Origin of the sequence: Photobacterium obscurum (assembly GCF_026191635.1) — a bacterium.
GTDB lineage: Bacteria > Pseudomonadota > Gammaproteobacteria > Enterobacterales > Vibrionaceae > Photobacterium > Photobacterium obscurum.
Window position 1 is genome coordinate 52,463 of sequence record NZ_JAKRRW010000003.1, and the last position, 14,951, is coordinate 67,413.

Below are 14,951 nucleotides of genomic sequence, written 5' to 3' on the forward strand. Positions count from 1 at the left end.
GTAATGCCCGATTATGCCCCCATAACTTCTGATATATGTGGTAACAATGATGTCATGTGTTTGTTACTGTTGCCCGATATAGAATCATAGGGTGAGTCGGCTCTCTAGACGGCTGAAACCTAATCTTAGTATTTACTGCACAATGAACTAAGCATTGGAGTGAATACCAAACCCAAGGAGAAATTCATGTCTGCCAATATGTTCGTATTCTTATCTCAGGAAGTTGCCGATGAGAAGTGGGGTAAAAATGCGTTAGTGACGTTTGAAGCGAAAGGTTCAATGATTCACCTGACGGACGAAGCCCCGTTGGCTGCTATCCAGCGAGCTGGCCGTAAATTGGATGCACAAGGTATCAAGCAAGTAACGTTGGCAGGTGACGGCTGGGATCTGGAAAGTATCTGGGCATTTATTCAGGGACACCGTAATGCCAAGCCGGGTAATGAAGTCTGCTGGACGGGTCTAAGCGAAGACGATGAAGCCGAGCTTCAGGCTCGCCTGAAAGCGACTAATTGGGTACGTGAAATCATTAACCAGTCAGCCGAAGTGGTTCGCCCGTCACAGCTGGCATCCCGTGCCGGTGAGTTTATCAAGTCACTGGCCCCAGAGCATGTTACCTACAAGATCATCAAGGGTAACGATCTGCTGGACGAGGGCTGGAACGGTACCCATACCGTCGGTCGTGGCTCGGAGCGCTCTGCCGCGATGCTCCGTTTGGATTACAACCCGACTGGCGATGCGGATGCGCCGGTACATACCTGCCTGGTCGGTAAAGGGATCACGTTTGATTCTGGTGGCTATAGCATGAAGCCCTCTGCTGGTATGACTGCGATGAAGGCTGATATGGGCGGCTCGGCACTGGCGACGGGTGGGTTGGCGCTGGCTATTGCTCGCGGAACCAACAAGCGTATCAAGCTGATCTTGTGCTGTGCCGAGAATATGGTCTCAGGTCGTGCCTTCAAGCTGGGTGACATCATTACCTACAAGAATGGCAAAACGGTTGAGATCCTAAATACTGATGCTGAAGGCCGTTTGGTACTGGCTGATGGCCTGATTTACGCGAGTTCTCAGAACCCTGAAGTCATTATTGACTGCGCCACCCTAACCGGTTCTGCGAAGAATGCCCTGGGCAATGACTACCATGCCCTGTTTAGTTTTGATCATGGGCTGGCCCAGCAGGCACTAATGGCGGCAAGTGAAGAGCATGAAGGCCTATGGCCACTGCCATTGGCGGATCACCACCGCGCCATGATGCCATCCAACTTCGCCGACTTGTCGAATGTGTCTATGGGCGATTTCCTGCCGGGGGCGAGCACTGCAGCGGCATTCCTGTCTTATTTTGTTGAAGACTACAAGAATGGCTGGATGCATATTGATGCCAGCGGTACTTACCGTAAATCGGCGAATGACAGATGGGCAGCCGGCGCAACGGGGATGGGAGTACGCACCCTGGCCAATATTCTTTGCGACGATGAACAGTAAGCGATTGAGCTTAGCTGAACTGAACGAATATAAACCAATCACCGCCGGATTGTTTCGACGGTGATTATTTACTGAAGATGGAAAAGATTACTGATGTTAAGGATTACGCTATCGGCGGAGCCGAGCACGGGGGCATGGGGCGAGAAGGCGCTGCTGGCATATAGCGAAGCGGGGGCCGCTATCCATTTCGCTGGTGACTACCCGCTGCGCCGTATTCAGCAGGCAGCTCGGCAGTTGCAATCCCAGGGGGCTGCTCAGGTAAGCCTTGAGGGGGAAGGCTGGAGCTATGAGCGCCAGTGGGCGTTTTATTGTGGCTTTGCTGCGACTATGAAGTCCGTTGAACTGAAGTGGGCATCCATTGATGAAGACGAGCTTGAGCTGCTCAATGCCCGTCGCCGTAGTGCCGACTGGGTTCGCCTGGTGGTCAATGCAACGCCGGAAGATATGTACCCGGAAAAGCTCGCCAATGATGCTATCGAATACCTCTCAACGATTGCGGGCGATCATATTAGCCATGAGCTGCTGGTAGGTGATAAATTACTGGAACATGGCTGGATCGGTACCCATAGTGTTGGCCGTGCCAGCAGTCGTTCGCCGGTGATGCTCACGCTGGACTATAACCCGACAGGAGATGACGATGCGCCGGTTACGGCTTGTCTGGTCGGCAAGGGGATCACTTTTGACTCCGGTGGCTACAGCCTGAAATCCAGTGCCGGCATGGTTACCATGAAATGCGATATGGGCGGTGCTGCTACGGTAACCGCGGCGTTGGGGTATGCAATTGAACAAGGTTTGCGTCAACGTGTGAAGTTGATCTTATGTTGTGCAGAAAACATGGTCGCGGGCAACGCCTATAAGCTCGGTGATGTGTTAACGTACAAGAATGGCGTGACGGTAGAAGTGGTAAATACTGACGCAGAGGGGCGTTTGGTATTGGCCGATGGCCTTATTGCCGCAAGTGAGACTCAGGCTCCGCTCATTATTGATGCCGCCACACTAACGGGGGCTGCGATGATGGCCGTTGGAACTGACTACAATGCGTTGTTTGGCCTCGACAAAGCCTTGTTGCTTAAAGCGCAGCAACTGTCTGAACTTGTAAACGAGCCAGCCTGGCCGTTGCCGCTGGAAAAGTGGCATCAGGCTAACTGCCCGTCTTACTATGCCGATACGGCTAACAGCCGGGCACAGAAAGGTGGCGGTATGGGAGGGGCGTCGAATGCAGCTGCCTTCCTGTCACGCTTTGTTGATACTGAAGCAACGAGCTGGATCCATTTCGATTTGGCATCGTGCTTTAAAGATAGCGCAGACAGCCGCTGGGCTGCCGGTGCGACAGGGCTGGGTGTTGCGAATATTGCAGCGTTGCTGCTGTAGTTTGTGATGGTAGAGCAGGTTGTTCTGGCCTGCTGTTATTTCACGTCACAAAGATAAACTGATTCAAGAGGAAGAATAATAATGACAATCGAAAGAACGTTTTCAATCGTTAAGCCAGATGCAGTGAAGCGTAATCTTATAGGTGCTATTTACCAGCGCTTTGAAAATGCAGGTCTTAAAATTGTTGCGGCTAAAATGCTGCAGTTGAATGCAGAAAAAGCGCAGGGCTTTTATGCCGAACATGAAGGGAAACCATTTTTCGGTGAATTAGTAGAATTCATGACATCTGGTCCGGTCATGGTACAGGTGCTGGAAGGGGAAGGTGCTATTGCTCGTTACCGCGAGCTGATGGGCAAAACCAACCCGGAAGAAGCGGCATGCGGAACAGTCCGTGCCGACTTTGCATTGAGCATGCGTCATAACTCGGTTCATGGTTCTGATAGTCCGGAATCGGCAGCGCGAGAAATTGCGTATTTCTTTGCCGATGATGAGATTTGCCCTCGCAGTTAACGATGCTGGTTAAAATTTAGTCGAAACAAATTATTAACGGGAAGCCAAGGCTTCCCGTTTTGCTTTTTGCTGTTAAATAGAGGCCGTTGCTAAAATATCCTTATAGGCGATACCCTGAAGTGGTTTGGGTATCCGAGTGGAAACTGAGTAGTAAAGGCTGTACAATTTCGCGCCTTGAATTGTCCTGTTACATGCAATCATCCTTTATCGATTGCCAAGGCGCAGAATCAGTCGTTTTTTAGTGAGGCAACAACCGATGACAACAGTCAAAATCAATCTGATGGATTTCGATCGCAAAGGTCTGCGTAAATACTTTGCTGACGAGTTGGGCGAAAAGCCTTTCCGTGCCGATCAGATCATGAAATGGATCTACCATTTCGGTTGTGATGACTTCGATCAAATGACTAACATCAACAAGAAACTACGCGAGAAGCTTAAGCGCGTTGCCGAAATTCGTGCGCCATACGTATCTGAAGCCCAGCACTCATCGGATGGTACGATTAAGTGGGCGATGCGTGTAGGTGATCAGGATGTTGAAACCGTCTATATTCCTGATGAAGATCGTGCGACGCTGTGTGTCTCTTCGCAGGTAGGTTGTGCACTGGAGTGTAAGTTCTGTTCAACTGCGCAGCAGGGGTTCAACCGTAATCTCCGTGTTTCGGAAATTATTGGCCAGGTTTGGCGTGCCGCAAAAGAGATCGGTATCGAGAAAGAGACGGGTCGCCGTCCGATTACCAACGTGGTCATGATGGGAATGGGTGAGCCGCTGCTTAATATGAAAAACCTGATCCCGGCATTGGAAATTATGCTTGATGACTTAGGTTTTGGCTTGTCCAAGCGTCGCGTCACTGTGTCTACTTCCGGTGTGGTTTCTGGCCTTGACCAAATGACCGGTAACATCGATGTGGCGTTAGCCATCTCTTTGCACGCCCCAACGGATGAACTGCGCTCGCAGATCATGCCAATCAACGATCGCTTTAATATCGAGACGTTCCTTGATTCTGTGCGTCGTTATGTTGAGTCATCAAATGCCAACCGCGGCCGCGTAACCGTAGAATATGTTCTGCTCGATCATGTGAATGACGACATGGATCATGCGCGTCAGCTGGCTGAAACCTTGAAAAATACTCCAGCGAAGATTAACTTGATCCCGTTCAATCCATACCCGGGCTCGCCATACAAGAAGCCAAGTAACTCGCGCATCGATCGTTTCATGAAGACCTTGATGGAATATGATTTCACAGTGACAGTGCGCAAGACCCGCGGTGACGATATTGATGCGGCTTGCGGACAATTGGTCGGTGATGTGATTGACCGCACGAAACGAACCCAGGCTAAGCGACAAAATGATGAACAAATCCCTGTAAAAGCAGTCTAAAAGCTTTAGGTATTATACCCAGCTGCTGTGGGGCCGTTGGGTATCAGCGAAACATGGATGTTGGCGTGGGGATTGTATGCAACGATGGACGATGTATCCTTTATTGTGTAGTTTATTAGTCGGTTGTGTCACCGTCGACGAAGCTGGCAATAAGACGAAAGAATTTGATAATGTTGAAGCTGCCGAGGCCAGGATTTCTCTTGGCCTTAGCTATTTGGAATCCGGGCAATGGCAACGCGCCCGTGATAACCTAGAGCTTGCGCTAGATTATGCGCCGAAATATTATCGAGCACAAAATGCGATGGCTTATTACTACCAGCGCGTCGATGAACCCGATGCCGCTGAGGCGATGTTTAAGCAGGCGTTGCGTGACTCTCCCAAAAATGGCGATGTCCAGAATAACTATGGTGTATTCTTGTGTAGTCAGCAGCGTTATGATGAAGCCATTGCTGCTTTCGAAAAAGCCATTAAACAACCTTATTATTATCTGACTTCGGCCAGTTACGAGAACGCCGCGCTGTGTAGTCTCAAGAGCGGTCAAAAGCCGCAAGCTCGCGACTACTTTGAAAAAGCGCTGGCTTATGATCCGTATCGGCCGAAATCAATGTTACAGCTGGCGCAACTGGAAATCGAATCCCAGAATTTGAAAGACGCACGCGTCATGTTGTTTAAATTTAATAAGAGGTACGGGTATAGAGCAGACAGCCTATGGTTGTTGATCCAGCTTGAACATGAAGCCGGACGTTTAACCCAGGTTGAAAAATATGCAGGCCTGCTTGAAGAGCAGTTCCCGACCTCCCAGCAATATCAAAAATATCTAGCCAATGAATACTGAACAGAACGAAGATCGATCAACAGAAGAAGTCATTCGTCCGGGGGATATGCTACGTCAGGCCCGTGAGCAGCATGGCTATTCGCAAGAGGATATTGCCAGCCGCCTGAGGCTCCGCCTTTCGGTGATCAATGACATTGAAGACAATAACTTTGAACAAGCTCAATTGGCCACCTTTACCCGTGGCTATGTGCGCTCCTATGCCAAGTTTGTTGGCCTGAATGTGGAAGAAGTGCTGGCTAAACTAGATCAGCATGGACACGCTCAGCCCCAGGCTCAACAGATGCAGAGCTTTTCGCGCCGTACCAAGCGTGAAGCTCACGATAACCGTATTATGCGCCTGACATGGGCGCTGGCGATTATTTTTGTCGGCCTGACCGGTGTCTGGTGGTGGCAGAGCTTACAAATGGAGCCTGAAACCGAGACTCTAGATCCTGCGTCTCAACAAATTCAGCCGCTGGATGAGTCTTTGGCTAACGCGAATACATCCGCTGAGATGCAAAATGGATTCTCGGCAACTGAGATCAGTGCAACAGCAGAAGGCAGTGCCTTGGCTGCAGTTGAGGCGGAGATTATCGAAACCAGTGTTGAACCTGAACCGGTCGAGGCGTCAAGTTTCGAGGATAGCTTCAGCACCGAAGCGGAGACTTCTGCGCTTATCAGCGAAGAAACAGACAGTGCCGATAGCCTGGCAGCACAGCAGGCTCCCGATGTGATTACAGAAGCCGAGTCTGTTGCAGTGGAATCAGATTTAACGCTTACTTTTAGCGGCGACTGTTGGGTCGATATTCGTGATGCCAACGGCAAACGACTGGATACCGGAGTCAAAAAGCCTGGCGATGTGCTGAATTTAGATGGAGCGGCACCATTTAAAGTGGTGCTAGGTGCTCCTGGTGTTGTTAAAATGAGCTATAAAGGTGAACCGGTCGATCTAAGCGGATACCCGGTTGGTAAAGTCGCACGATTGAAGCTGCCGCAGTAAACAGAGTGAATGTAATGCATAACGAGTCTCCAATTAAACGCCGTCAGTCCACCCGTATTTATGTCGGGGATGTTCCTATTGGTGATGGTGCGCCAATTGCCGTCCAGTCGATGACCAATACGCGTACGACCGATGTCGAAGCAACTGTGGCGCAGATTAAGTCATTAGAAAATGTCGGTGCGGATATTGTTCGTGTATCTGTACCTACTATGGATGCCGCTGAAGCATTCAAGCAGATCAAGCAGCAAGTGAATATCCCGCTGGTGGCGGATATTCACTTTGACTATCGTATCGCTCTGAAAGTTGCGGAGTATGGCGTCGATTGTCTGCGTATCAACCCGGGTAACATCGGTCGCGAAGATCGTATTCGTGCTGTGGTTGATTGCGCGAAAGACAAAAATATTCCGATTCGTATCGGGATCAACGGCGGGTCGCTGGAAAAAGATATCCAGCAGAAATACGGTGAGCCAACGCCGGATGCCTTGGTTGAATCTGCGATGCGTCATGTCGAAATTCTGGATCGTCTGAACTTTGACCAGTTTAAAGTCAGTGTTAAGGCATCGGACGTATTTTTAGCGGTAGAGTCTTACCGCCGACTGGCGGCTCAAATTAAGCAGCCGCTGCACCTGGGTATCACCGAAGCCGGTGGTTTGCGTGCCGGAGCGGTTAAATCAGCTGTTGGCCTGGGTATGCTGCTTGCTGAAGGTATCGGTGATACCTTGCGTGTTTCGCTGGCTGCCGATCCGGTTGAAGAAATTAAAGTTGGCTTTGATATTCTGAAGTCTCTGCGTATTCGCTCCCGCGGTATTAATTTCATTGCCTGCCCGACTTGTTCGCGTCAGGAGTTTGATGTCATTGGTACGGTGAATGAGCTTGAACAGCGCCTGGAAGATATTACTACTCCTATGGATGTTTCTGTGATCGGCTGTGTGGTAAATGGCCCCGGCGAGGCAGAAGTATCACACCTTGGTATTGCTGGCGGTAACCGTAAGAGTGCATTCTATGATGACGGTGTCCGCCAGAAAGAGCGCTTTGATAACGATAACGTTATTGATCAGCTAGAGACCAAAATCCGTGCGAAGGCATCAATGCTAGATATCAATAATCGCATTGATATAGCGGAAAAATAGCAAAATAACCGCGAACCACGCCTTGATTGCCAAGGCGTGGTTCACTATTTCTGCTAGAACCTATATATTCGATTCAATTCCCCATCGGTTAACGAGAACAAACGTGGCGAAACAAATTCAAGCAATTCGAGGCATGAACGACTGCCTACCAACGCAATCTCCTCTTTGGCACAAAGTGGAAGGTACCATTAAGCAAGTAGTTAGCGCATATGGCTACAATGAAGTTCGTATGCCAATCGTTGAATCTACGCATTTGTTTAAGCGTGCAATCGGTGAAGTGACGGATGTAGTCGAAAAGGAAATGTACACATTCGATGATCGCAACGGCGACAGCCTGACTCTGCGTCCAGAAGGGACGGCAGGTTGTGTTCGTGCTGGTATCCAAAACGGCCTGCTGTACAACCAAGAACAGCGCCTGTGGTACACCGGCCCAATGTTCCGTCACGAACGCCCGCAGAAAGGTCGTTACCGTCAGTTCCATCAGTTTGGTGTTGAAGTCTTTGGCCTGAATGGCCCGGATGTTGACGCCGAGCTAATCATGATGACTGCCCGTATGTGGCGTGAGCTGGGTATCGACAAGCATGTACGTCTTGAGCTGAACTCAATTGGTTCGCTGGAAGCACGTGCTAACTACCGCGAGGCCCTTATCACCTTCCTTGAGCAGCATATGGATGTTCTTGATGAAGACTGTAAGCGTCGTATGCACACGAACCCGCTGCGCGTCTTGGATACTAAGAATGCTGCAGTACAGGAAATCTTGGTGGATGCACCGAAGCTGTCTGACTACCTAGACGACGAATCTAAGCAACATTTTGCCGGATTATGTGAACTATTAGACGCTGCTGGTATCGAATATCAAGTAAATGAACGTCTTGTACGTGGTTTGGATTATTATAACCGCACTGTTTTTGAGTGGATCACTGAAAGTCTAGGTGCCCAGGGCACGGTATGTGGCGGTGGTCGTTACGACGGTCTGGTTGAGCAACTTGGTGGCAAGGCAACCCCGGCAGTTGGTTTTGCGATGGGTCTCGAGCGTCTGGTACTGATGATGGAAACCCTGGAGCTAACTGATGTACGCCGCTCGGTTGATGTCTACATGGTAACCGCCGGTGAAGGCACCATGATGGCAGGCATGAAGCTTGCTGAGAAACTTCGCGAAGAAGTACCGGGCCTGCGCGTAATGAACCATTTCGGTGGTGGTAACTTCAAGAAACAGTTTAAACGTGCCGACAACGTTGGCGCTGCTATTGCACTGGTACTTGGCGAAAATGAAATTGCTGAAAATACCGTGGTTGTCAAAGATCTTCGTGGTGGTGAGCAAACTACCATGGCACAGGACGACTTAGCAGCGAAGCTTGCAGAATTGATTTAAGAGAGGACAGGAAGTGGACGACAACATCACAGAAGAGCAACAGGTTGAACAGATTAAGGCTTGGTGGAAAGAGAACGGTAAAGCCGTTGTTCTGGGTGCTGTGATTGGTCTGGGTGGTTTGTACGGTTGGCGTTACTACCAGGGTGAAGTTCAGGCTGCCAAAGAGCAGGCTTCTGAAGCTTATACTCAGGTCGTTAATAGCTTGGAAAGCGGCAACGCTGATGCCGCTGCCGATGTACAGGCATTCATCACTGCCAATGAAAGCAGCCAATACTCTGTATTAGCCGCACTTCAACTGGCCAAAGCTCAAGTGAAGGCGGGTGATCTGGATGCTGCTGTCGAACAGCTAAGCTGGGCGGTTGGTAATACGCAAGACGAAGCGATTCTGCCGATTGCACAAACTCGCTTGGCGCGAATCTATGCTGAACAGCAGAAGTTCGATCAAGCGCTGGCGGAGCTAGATAAAGTTACTGCTGAAAGCTGGAAGGCTAAGGTCTCTGAGCTACGTGGTGATGTACTGTTGCAAAAAGGCGATAGTGTCGCAGCCCGCGAAGCCTATGTGAGCGCTCAGCAACTTGGCGCGTCGCCTGCTCTGCAGATCAAACTTGACGATCTGGCTCAGTAAAGGTTGATACGTATGCAGAAGGTGTTGAAGCAAGCCGTATCCGTAGCCCTGGCCGTTGGCATTCTTGCTGGTTGTGCCGGAGAGGAGGATACTATTCAGATGGCACCGTTGCCTCAGGTCGAGAGCGCTTTTGCCCCAGTGCAGAATTGGACTCAGACTGTTGGTGATGGCGTCGGACACTATTTCTCTAAACTGACGCCAGCTGTGGGTTACGGCAAAATTTTTGTTGCCGACCGCAATGGTGTTGTTAAAGCATTGGATCCTGCGGACGGGAAAGTTATCTGGCAGCAGGATCTGGAAGTCGATGTGACGGCTAAGCTGGCTGGTGGTATTGCACTGTCCTACGGCAAACTGTTTATCGGCTCAGAGAATGCAGAAGTGATTGCTCTTGACGAGGAAACAGGCGAGGAAGTCTGGCGTACCACGGTTGAAGGTGAAGTGCTTGCCAAACCTCTTGTAGACGAAGGCTTGGTTGTGGTTAACACCAGCCGCGGTATTCTGCAGGCGTTAGATGCCGATAGCGGTGAACCCAAGTGGCAGCTAAGCAGTGAAGTCCCAACCTTGACATTACGTGGTGACAGCTCACCGGTTGCGATTTCTGGCGGGATCTTCTGGGGGCAGGCCAACGGCCGACTGGCTGGCGCATTGATGAATAACGGACAGATGTTGTGGCAACAGCCGATTGGTTCGCCAAAAGGAGCCACTGAAATAGATCGTCTGGTTGATGTCGATGCTACTCCGGTGATTGCCGGTGATCGTTTGTTTGCGATTGGCTACAACGGCAGTCTGGTTTCTATCGAGCTGCGTACGGGCCAAGCGGCCTGGAAGCGTAATTACTCGTCTGCGACAGATTTTGTAATTGATGGTAGTCAACTATATTTAGTTACAGATAAAGATCATGTTGTTGCGGTTGATACCCGAAGCGGTACCGAGCTGTGGCAGAATCAAAATCTGGAGTACCGTCTGTTAAGCGCGCCGACGGTCGTCAACGGCTACGTGGTGTTGGGTGACAGCGAAGGCTACCTGCACTGGCTTGATCCGAATACCGGTGATTTTGTTGCCCAGCAGCAAACTGACGGAAGCGGCATTGCGGTTCCGCCGTTGCCGGTGAGTGATGGTTATCTGGTCGTGACACGGGATGGGCGTATTAACAAAATGCAAATGCCGTAAATAGTCGGTATAATACCCAGCATTAAATTTTGTCGGCTCCTGCTGTGTTATACAGTCAGGAGCCGTTATCGTTATATCCATTCACTATATTATTGTCGGATGAAGGTGGTCAAAAGGGCTGCTGGAGGCAAGAATGAATGGGGAAATAAGTCATTAAGACTATGAAAAGTAAGAGGTAGTTATGATTCCTGTTGTTGCCCTTGTCGGGCGCCCGAACGTGGGTAAATCGACGTTATTCAACCGTCTTACCCGTACAAGGGATGCGCTGGTTGCAGATTTTCCTGGCCTAACAAGGGATCGTAAATACGGTAAAGCTCAGCTCGATGAGCACGAATTTATTGTTATCGATACCGGTGGTATTGACGGTACCGAGGAAGGTGTTGAGACCAAAATGGCTGAGCAGTCACTGGCCGCTATCGAAGAAGCAGACGTTGTGCTGTTTCTGGTTGATGGCCGCGCAGGTCTGACACCGGCCGATGAGGGTATTGCCAAGCATCTTCGCAGCCGTGAGAAGCCGACTTTCCTTGTCGTTAACAAGGTTGATGGTATTGATGCCGATAGCGCATGTGCTGACTTCTGGAAGCTAGGCGTTGATGAAATGTATCAGATGGCAGCTGCTCAGAACCGTGGTGTAACGGCACTGATGGAGCGGGCACTGGCGCCGTTTGCTGAGTCTCTGCAAGAGTCTGAGGAAGAAGGCGATGAGATCGTTGATCTTGACTCGGTTGAAGACATTGAAAAAGCGAATCTGTCGGAAGCTGACGCTGAAGCGGCATATAAGCGTCTGCAAGAGCAGCCGATTAAGCTAGCAATTATCGGTCGTCCAAATGTGGGTAAATCAACCCTGACCAACCGCATTCTCGGTGAAGAGCGCGTGGTTGTTTACGATATGCCGGGTACGACTCGCGATTCTATCTATATTCCGATGGAACGTGATGGTCAGGAATATGTTCTGATTGATACTGCAGGTATTCGTCGCCGTAAAAATATGCACGAAGCCGTAGAGAAGTTCTCTGTGATTCAGACGCTGAAGGCGGTTGAAGATGCTAACGTGGTATTGCTGATCATTGATGCGCGCGAAAATATCTCAGATCAGGATTTGAGCCTGCTGGGTTATGCCCTGAATGCCGGTCGTTCGCTGGTGATCGCGGTCAATAAGTGGGATGGTCTGGATAACGAAGTAAAAGAACGCGTGAAGTCTGAACTGGACCGCCGTCTTGGTTTCGTCGACTTTGCCCGTATTCACTTTATTTCAGCATTGCACGGTACCGGTGTTGGTCACCTGTATGAGTCTGTACAGGAAGCTTACCAGTCTGCAACCAAGCGAATCAGCACTTCAATGCTGACCCGTATTATGCAGATGGCTCAGGATGATCACCAGCCACCGATGATCCGTGGCCGTCGTGTGAAACTGAAATATGCGCATGCTGGTGGTTATAACCCGCCAATCGTAGTTGTGCATGGTAACTTGGTTAATGAACTTCCGGGCTCTTACAAGCGTTACCTGATGAACTATTACCGTAAATCTCTGGAAATGATGGGTACGCCGATCCGTATTCAGTTCCAGAGCAGTGAAAACCCGTTTGAAACGAAGAAGCAGAAGCTGACCGTTTCCCAGGAACGTCAGCGCAAACGCCTGACAAGCGCGATTAAAAACCGCGATAAGTAATCGTTTTGTCAGATAATATCGCTTAGTAGCGAGATAAAAACCCAGCCACTGGCTGGGTTTTTTTATATCTGCTCGCATGAGTATTCCGAGGGAGATGGTTCGTTTGAGCCTGTTAATTGGTATAAAATACGGCCATCGTTGTTATACCAATTCCACTGATTAGGTAATTAGTGAATTTGGTATTAATCCATAAGGAAATAAGATGTCAGGTGTTACCCCTACTCAAGTGCTATTTACCGAGCAACAATGGCAGGTATTGGCTGATCTTCAGTTATGTGCTCTAGCCAAAGAGGGCGGTAGTTGGCTGGTAACCAATCAGACCCCTTTCCATCCTGTCAGTCATATCTGGCCGGATCATCCCGCCGATCGCGGTGTGATTAAGGTCGATGGTAGCCAATATCCGGTTACCGGTTGCTTTACTGGCGCGGTTGAACTGGCAACGAATGAGCTGCACGTAGACACGGATATCCCGGTAAAACGTGATGAACCGGGTTGGGTGTTTGTTGTCGTACATTATATCGAGCAGGAACTGGCTCTATCGACAGGCTGTCAGGTAGAACTGATTGTCGATAAGATCTATCAGCAGGCGTTAAGTCGTGGTCACAGCGGTGGTCACCTCTCTTCATTGGCGCTGAACAAGGTACTGCACCATGATTTTTGGCGCAAAGATGCCTCACGCAAAGATGAGATGGGGCATTATGACTTTCACAGATATGCTCAGATCAAAAGCCGGGTGTCTGAAGACTGTAGCACCGATACCTACCGCCTGGGCAAAACACTGCGCAAGCGCGGCTTGAACAGCGCCGACTTATTGCTGCGACTGGATGAGGTTGCCGATAGGGTAAACCAGCAACTTGAGCGATGGCGTCAGGCTGGCGCGGCGGTGACAATGCATCGTGAGGGCACGGCACTAACCGATTCCCGTTATTGGCAGTGTGATCTCGCAGAAGGGCCGCTGATTGAGATCCCCTGCGGCGGCACGCATATTCAGTCTTTGGCTGATTACACCCAATTGAGTGTTGAATTTCAGTTGGTCAGCGAGCAAGAATTGGTAATGGTCACAAAAACCATCTCCAAGTAGAGAGCGAAAGTTATCACTCAAAAAAATCGCCATCATGGCGATTTTTTTGTATCTGTTGTTGCTGGTAATACAGCTACGATGGCTTTCGGCATGGCGACAGTAAGCCCTGTCCCTAAGCAGAAAAGGAGGCAGAGCAAGTGCTAGGAGGTGAGTCAGTTCGGATTTATATATCGCTTGATCTTTCTCTATATCACGGAAGCATTGAAGTTATATCCTGCTTAAAATCCAAATACAGAATATGTAACTTATGCTTTCGGGATGTGTATTGATAAATGTTCTTTTGATACCAGATCGCTGATCACGATGGTTTTTAAAGTTGATCAACAGATTCTCGTATGATCAAGCTACCTGAAAATAACTCGACGGGGCTGATCTTTTTAGCTTCAATCAAAGCAAGTGCTTGTTCAACAGCTGCTTTTGCCATGGCTTCCACCGGAAGCATGATCGTCGAGAGGCTGGGCACTAAAAATGCCCCGGCAGGATCATTATCTATGCTGATCACCGAAACATCTCCCGGTACTTTCAGTCCGGCTTCGAACAGGGCTCGAATTGCTCCCATCGCCATATTGTCATTGGCGGCGAACAGGGCAGTGAAGTGCTGTTTGCTGTCTAGCAGTGCCTGGCAGGCATGATAACCGCTTTGGATAAAATAGTTGCCGTGATATACCCCGCAATGGCTTAGCTGATGTTGTGCCAAGGTATCGTTGAAGCCGCGAAGCCGTATGCCGGAGTTAGTTGAATTGTCAGGTCCGGTAATGCAGGCAACTTGCTTGTGGCCCTGGCTGAGCAAAAAAGCGGTAGCATCACAGGCTGCCTGATATTGATTGAAGCATATACAGCGGGACTCGAAGTTTTCGACCATCTGGTTAATGGCAATTAATGGCACCGGGAGTGTTCTCATCAGCTGTGCCAGCTGCTCAGTTGATAATTGCCGAGTGTAGATAACTATCGCATCGACCTTTCGTTCAACCAGGCTGTGAATGGCTTGGAGCTCAGACTCCTCGCTATGACCACCATCCATGATAAGTAACTGTTTACCGGCATCTGCTGCTGTTTCCGATGCCTGACGCATCAAACTGCTGAAATAGGCGCCTTCAAATGCGGAAACCACTAGTCCGATGGTATTGGTGCAATTGGTTGCCAATGCTCGAGCTAAACTATTTGGCTTATAACCAAGTGTCTCCATGGCCTGGTATACGGCGTCTGCGGTAGATTTCTTGACTTGTCCGGTATTGTTGAGCACACGGGATACCGTGGCCTTAGATACGCCGGCAAGTTTACATACGTCGTTAATGGTTGCCATTGGTATATTGGTTCCTGAAGCTGATAACAAACTAAATAAGAAAATGCCC

The 14,951-nt window shown here is 49.7% G+C and carries 13 protein-coding genes; 12 read left to right on the forward strand and 1 reads right to left on the reverse strand.

Annotated elements, in window-relative coordinates:
• The first annotated feature begins 186 nt into the window (after positions 1 to 186).
• The 12 genes from pepB (MD588_RS04410) (at position 187) to MD588_RS04465 (ending at position 13,599) form a co-directional block, all read left to right on the forward strand.
• Positions 187 to 1,479 carry an aminopeptidase PepB gene (pepB, locus tag MD588_RS04410; protein WP_265695686.1) on the forward strand — a complete coding sequence of 431 codons (1,293 nt, stop codon included), beginning with the start codon at positions 187 to 189 and terminating at the stop codon, positions 1,477 to 1,479.
• 93 nt (positions 1,480 to 1,572) lie between these two features.
• Positions 1,573 to 2,850 carry an aminopeptidase PepB gene (gene pepB / locus MD588_RS04415; protein ID WP_265695687.1) on the forward strand — a complete coding sequence of 426 codons (1,278 nt, stop codon included), beginning with the start codon at positions 1,573 to 1,575 and terminating at the stop codon, positions 2,848 to 2,850.
• 81 nt (positions 2,851 to 2,931) lie between these two features.
• Positions 2,932 to 3,360, forward strand: a complete 429-nt coding sequence (ndk, locus tag MD588_RS04420) for a nucleoside-diphosphate kinase (protein ID WP_265695688.1) — start codon at positions 2,932 to 2,934, stop codon at positions 3,358 to 3,360.
• Between the two features lie 256 nt (positions 3,361 to 3,616).
• The gene (locus MD588_RS04425; RefSeq protein ID WP_265695689.1) at positions 3,617 to 4,738 is read left to right on the forward strand and encodes a bifunctional tRNA (adenosine(37)-C2)-methyltransferase TrmG/ribosomal RNA large subunit methyltransferase RlmN; all 1,122 of its coding nucleotides are present in this window, start codon (positions 3,617 to 3,619) and stop codon (positions 4,736 to 4,738) included.
• A gap of 76 nt (positions 4,739 to 4,814) precedes the next feature.
• Entirely contained in the window at positions 4,815 to 5,573 is a 759-nt protein-coding gene (gene pilW / locus MD588_RS04430) for a type IV pilus biogenesis/stability protein PilW (protein ID WP_265695690.1), read from the forward strand.
• Positions 5,563 to 6,552 carry a cytoskeleton protein RodZ gene (gene rodZ, locus MD588_RS04435; protein WP_265695691.1) on the forward strand — a complete coding sequence of 330 codons (990 nt, stop codon included), beginning with the start codon at positions 5,563 to 5,565 and terminating at the stop codon, positions 6,550 to 6,552. Before pilW ends, rodZ begins: the two co-directional genes overlap by 11 nt.
• Before the next feature lie 14 nt (positions 6,553 to 6,566).
• Positions 6,567 to 7,682, forward strand: a complete 1,116-nt coding sequence (ispG, locus tag MD588_RS04440; RefSeq protein ID WP_265695693.1) for a flavodoxin-dependent (E)-4-hydroxy-3-methylbut-2-enyl-diphosphate synthase — start codon at positions 6,567 to 6,569, stop codon at positions 7,680 to 7,682.
• 103 nt (positions 7,683 to 7,785) lie between these two features.
• The gene (hisS, locus tag MD588_RS04445; protein WP_265695694.1) at positions 7,786 to 9,054 is read left to right on the forward strand and encodes a histidine--tRNA ligase; all 1,269 of its coding nucleotides are present in this window, start codon (positions 7,786 to 7,788) and stop codon (positions 9,052 to 9,054) included.
• Between the two features lie 13 nt (positions 9,055 to 9,067).
• Positions 9,068 to 9,679, forward strand: coding sequence for a YfgM family protein (locus tag MD588_RS04450; RefSeq protein WP_265695696.1), 612 nt, complete (start codon positions 9,068 to 9,070; stop codon positions 9,677 to 9,679).
• Positions 9,680 to 9,691: 12 nt separating this feature from the next.
• Complete coding sequence (gene bamB / locus MD588_RS04455) at positions 9,692 to 10,849, forward strand: outer membrane protein assembly factor BamB (protein ID WP_265695698.1); 1,158 nt, start codon at positions 9,692 to 9,694, stop codon at positions 10,847 to 10,849.
• Positions 10,850 to 11,030: 181 nt separating this feature from the next.
• Positions 11,031 to 12,518, forward strand: coding sequence for a ribosome biogenesis GTPase Der (der, locus tag MD588_RS04460; RefSeq protein ID WP_265695699.1), 1,488 nt, complete (start codon positions 11,031 to 11,033; stop codon positions 12,516 to 12,518).
• 202 nt (positions 12,519 to 12,720) lie between these two features.
• Complete coding sequence (locus MD588_RS04465) at positions 12,721 to 13,599, forward strand: alanyl-tRNA editing protein (RefSeq protein ID WP_265695700.1); 879 nt, start codon at positions 12,721 to 12,723, stop codon at positions 13,597 to 13,599.
• A 310-nt stretch (positions 13,600 to 13,909) separates the two neighbouring features.
• Here MD588_RS04465 and MD588_RS04470 read toward each other — a convergent pair whose 3' ends face one another.
• A complete protein-coding gene (locus tag MD588_RS04470; protein ID WP_265695701.1) occupies positions 13,910 to 14,902 on the reverse strand; it encodes a LacI family DNA-binding transcriptional regulator in 993 nt (330 codons plus the stop codon).
• Positions 14,903 to 14,951 lie beyond the last annotated feature (49 nt).

Excerpts from the sequence above, each read along its gene's own strand:
- MD588_RS04470 (WP_265695701.1), bottom strand. The coding sequence starts at position 14,902 with ATGGCAACCATTAACGACGTATGTAAACTTGCCGGCGTATCTAAGGCC.
- MD588_RS04425 (WP_265695689.1), top strand. The coding sequence starts at position 3,617 with ATGACAACAGTCAAAATCAATCTGATGGATTTCGATCGCAAAGGTCTG.
- ispG (WP_265695693.1), top strand. The coding sequence starts at position 6,567 with ATGCATAACGAGTCTCCAATTAAACGCCGTCAGTCCACCCGTATTTAT.
- pilW (WP_265695690.1), top strand. The coding sequence starts at position 4,815 with ATGCAACGATGGACGATGTATCCTTTATTGTGTAGTTTATTAGTCGGT.
- rodZ (WP_265695691.1), top strand. The coding sequence starts at position 5,563 with ATGAATACTGAACAGAACGAAGATCGATCAACAGAAGAAGTCATTCGT.
- MD588_RS04465 (WP_265695700.1), top strand. The coding sequence starts at position 12,721 with ATGTCAGGTGTTACCCCTACTCAAGTGCTATTTACCGAGCAACAATGG.
- pepB (WP_265695686.1), top strand. The coding sequence starts at position 187 with ATGTCTGCCAATATGTTCGTATTCTTATCTCAGGAAGTTGCCGATGAG.
- der (WP_265695699.1), top strand. The coding sequence starts at position 11,031 with ATGATTCCTGTTGTTGCCCTTGTCGGGCGCCCGAACGTGGGTAAATCG.
- ndk (WP_265695688.1), top strand. The coding sequence starts at position 2,932 with ATGACAATCGAAAGAACGTTTTCAATCGTTAAGCCAGATGCAGTGAAG.
- bamB (WP_265695698.1), top strand. The coding sequence starts at position 9,692 with ATGCAGAAGGTGTTGAAGCAAGCCGTATCCGTAGCCCTGGCCGTTGGC.
- pepB (WP_265695687.1), top strand. The coding sequence starts at position 1,573 with ATGTTAAGGATTACGCTATCGGCGGAGCCGAGCACGGGGGCATGGGGC.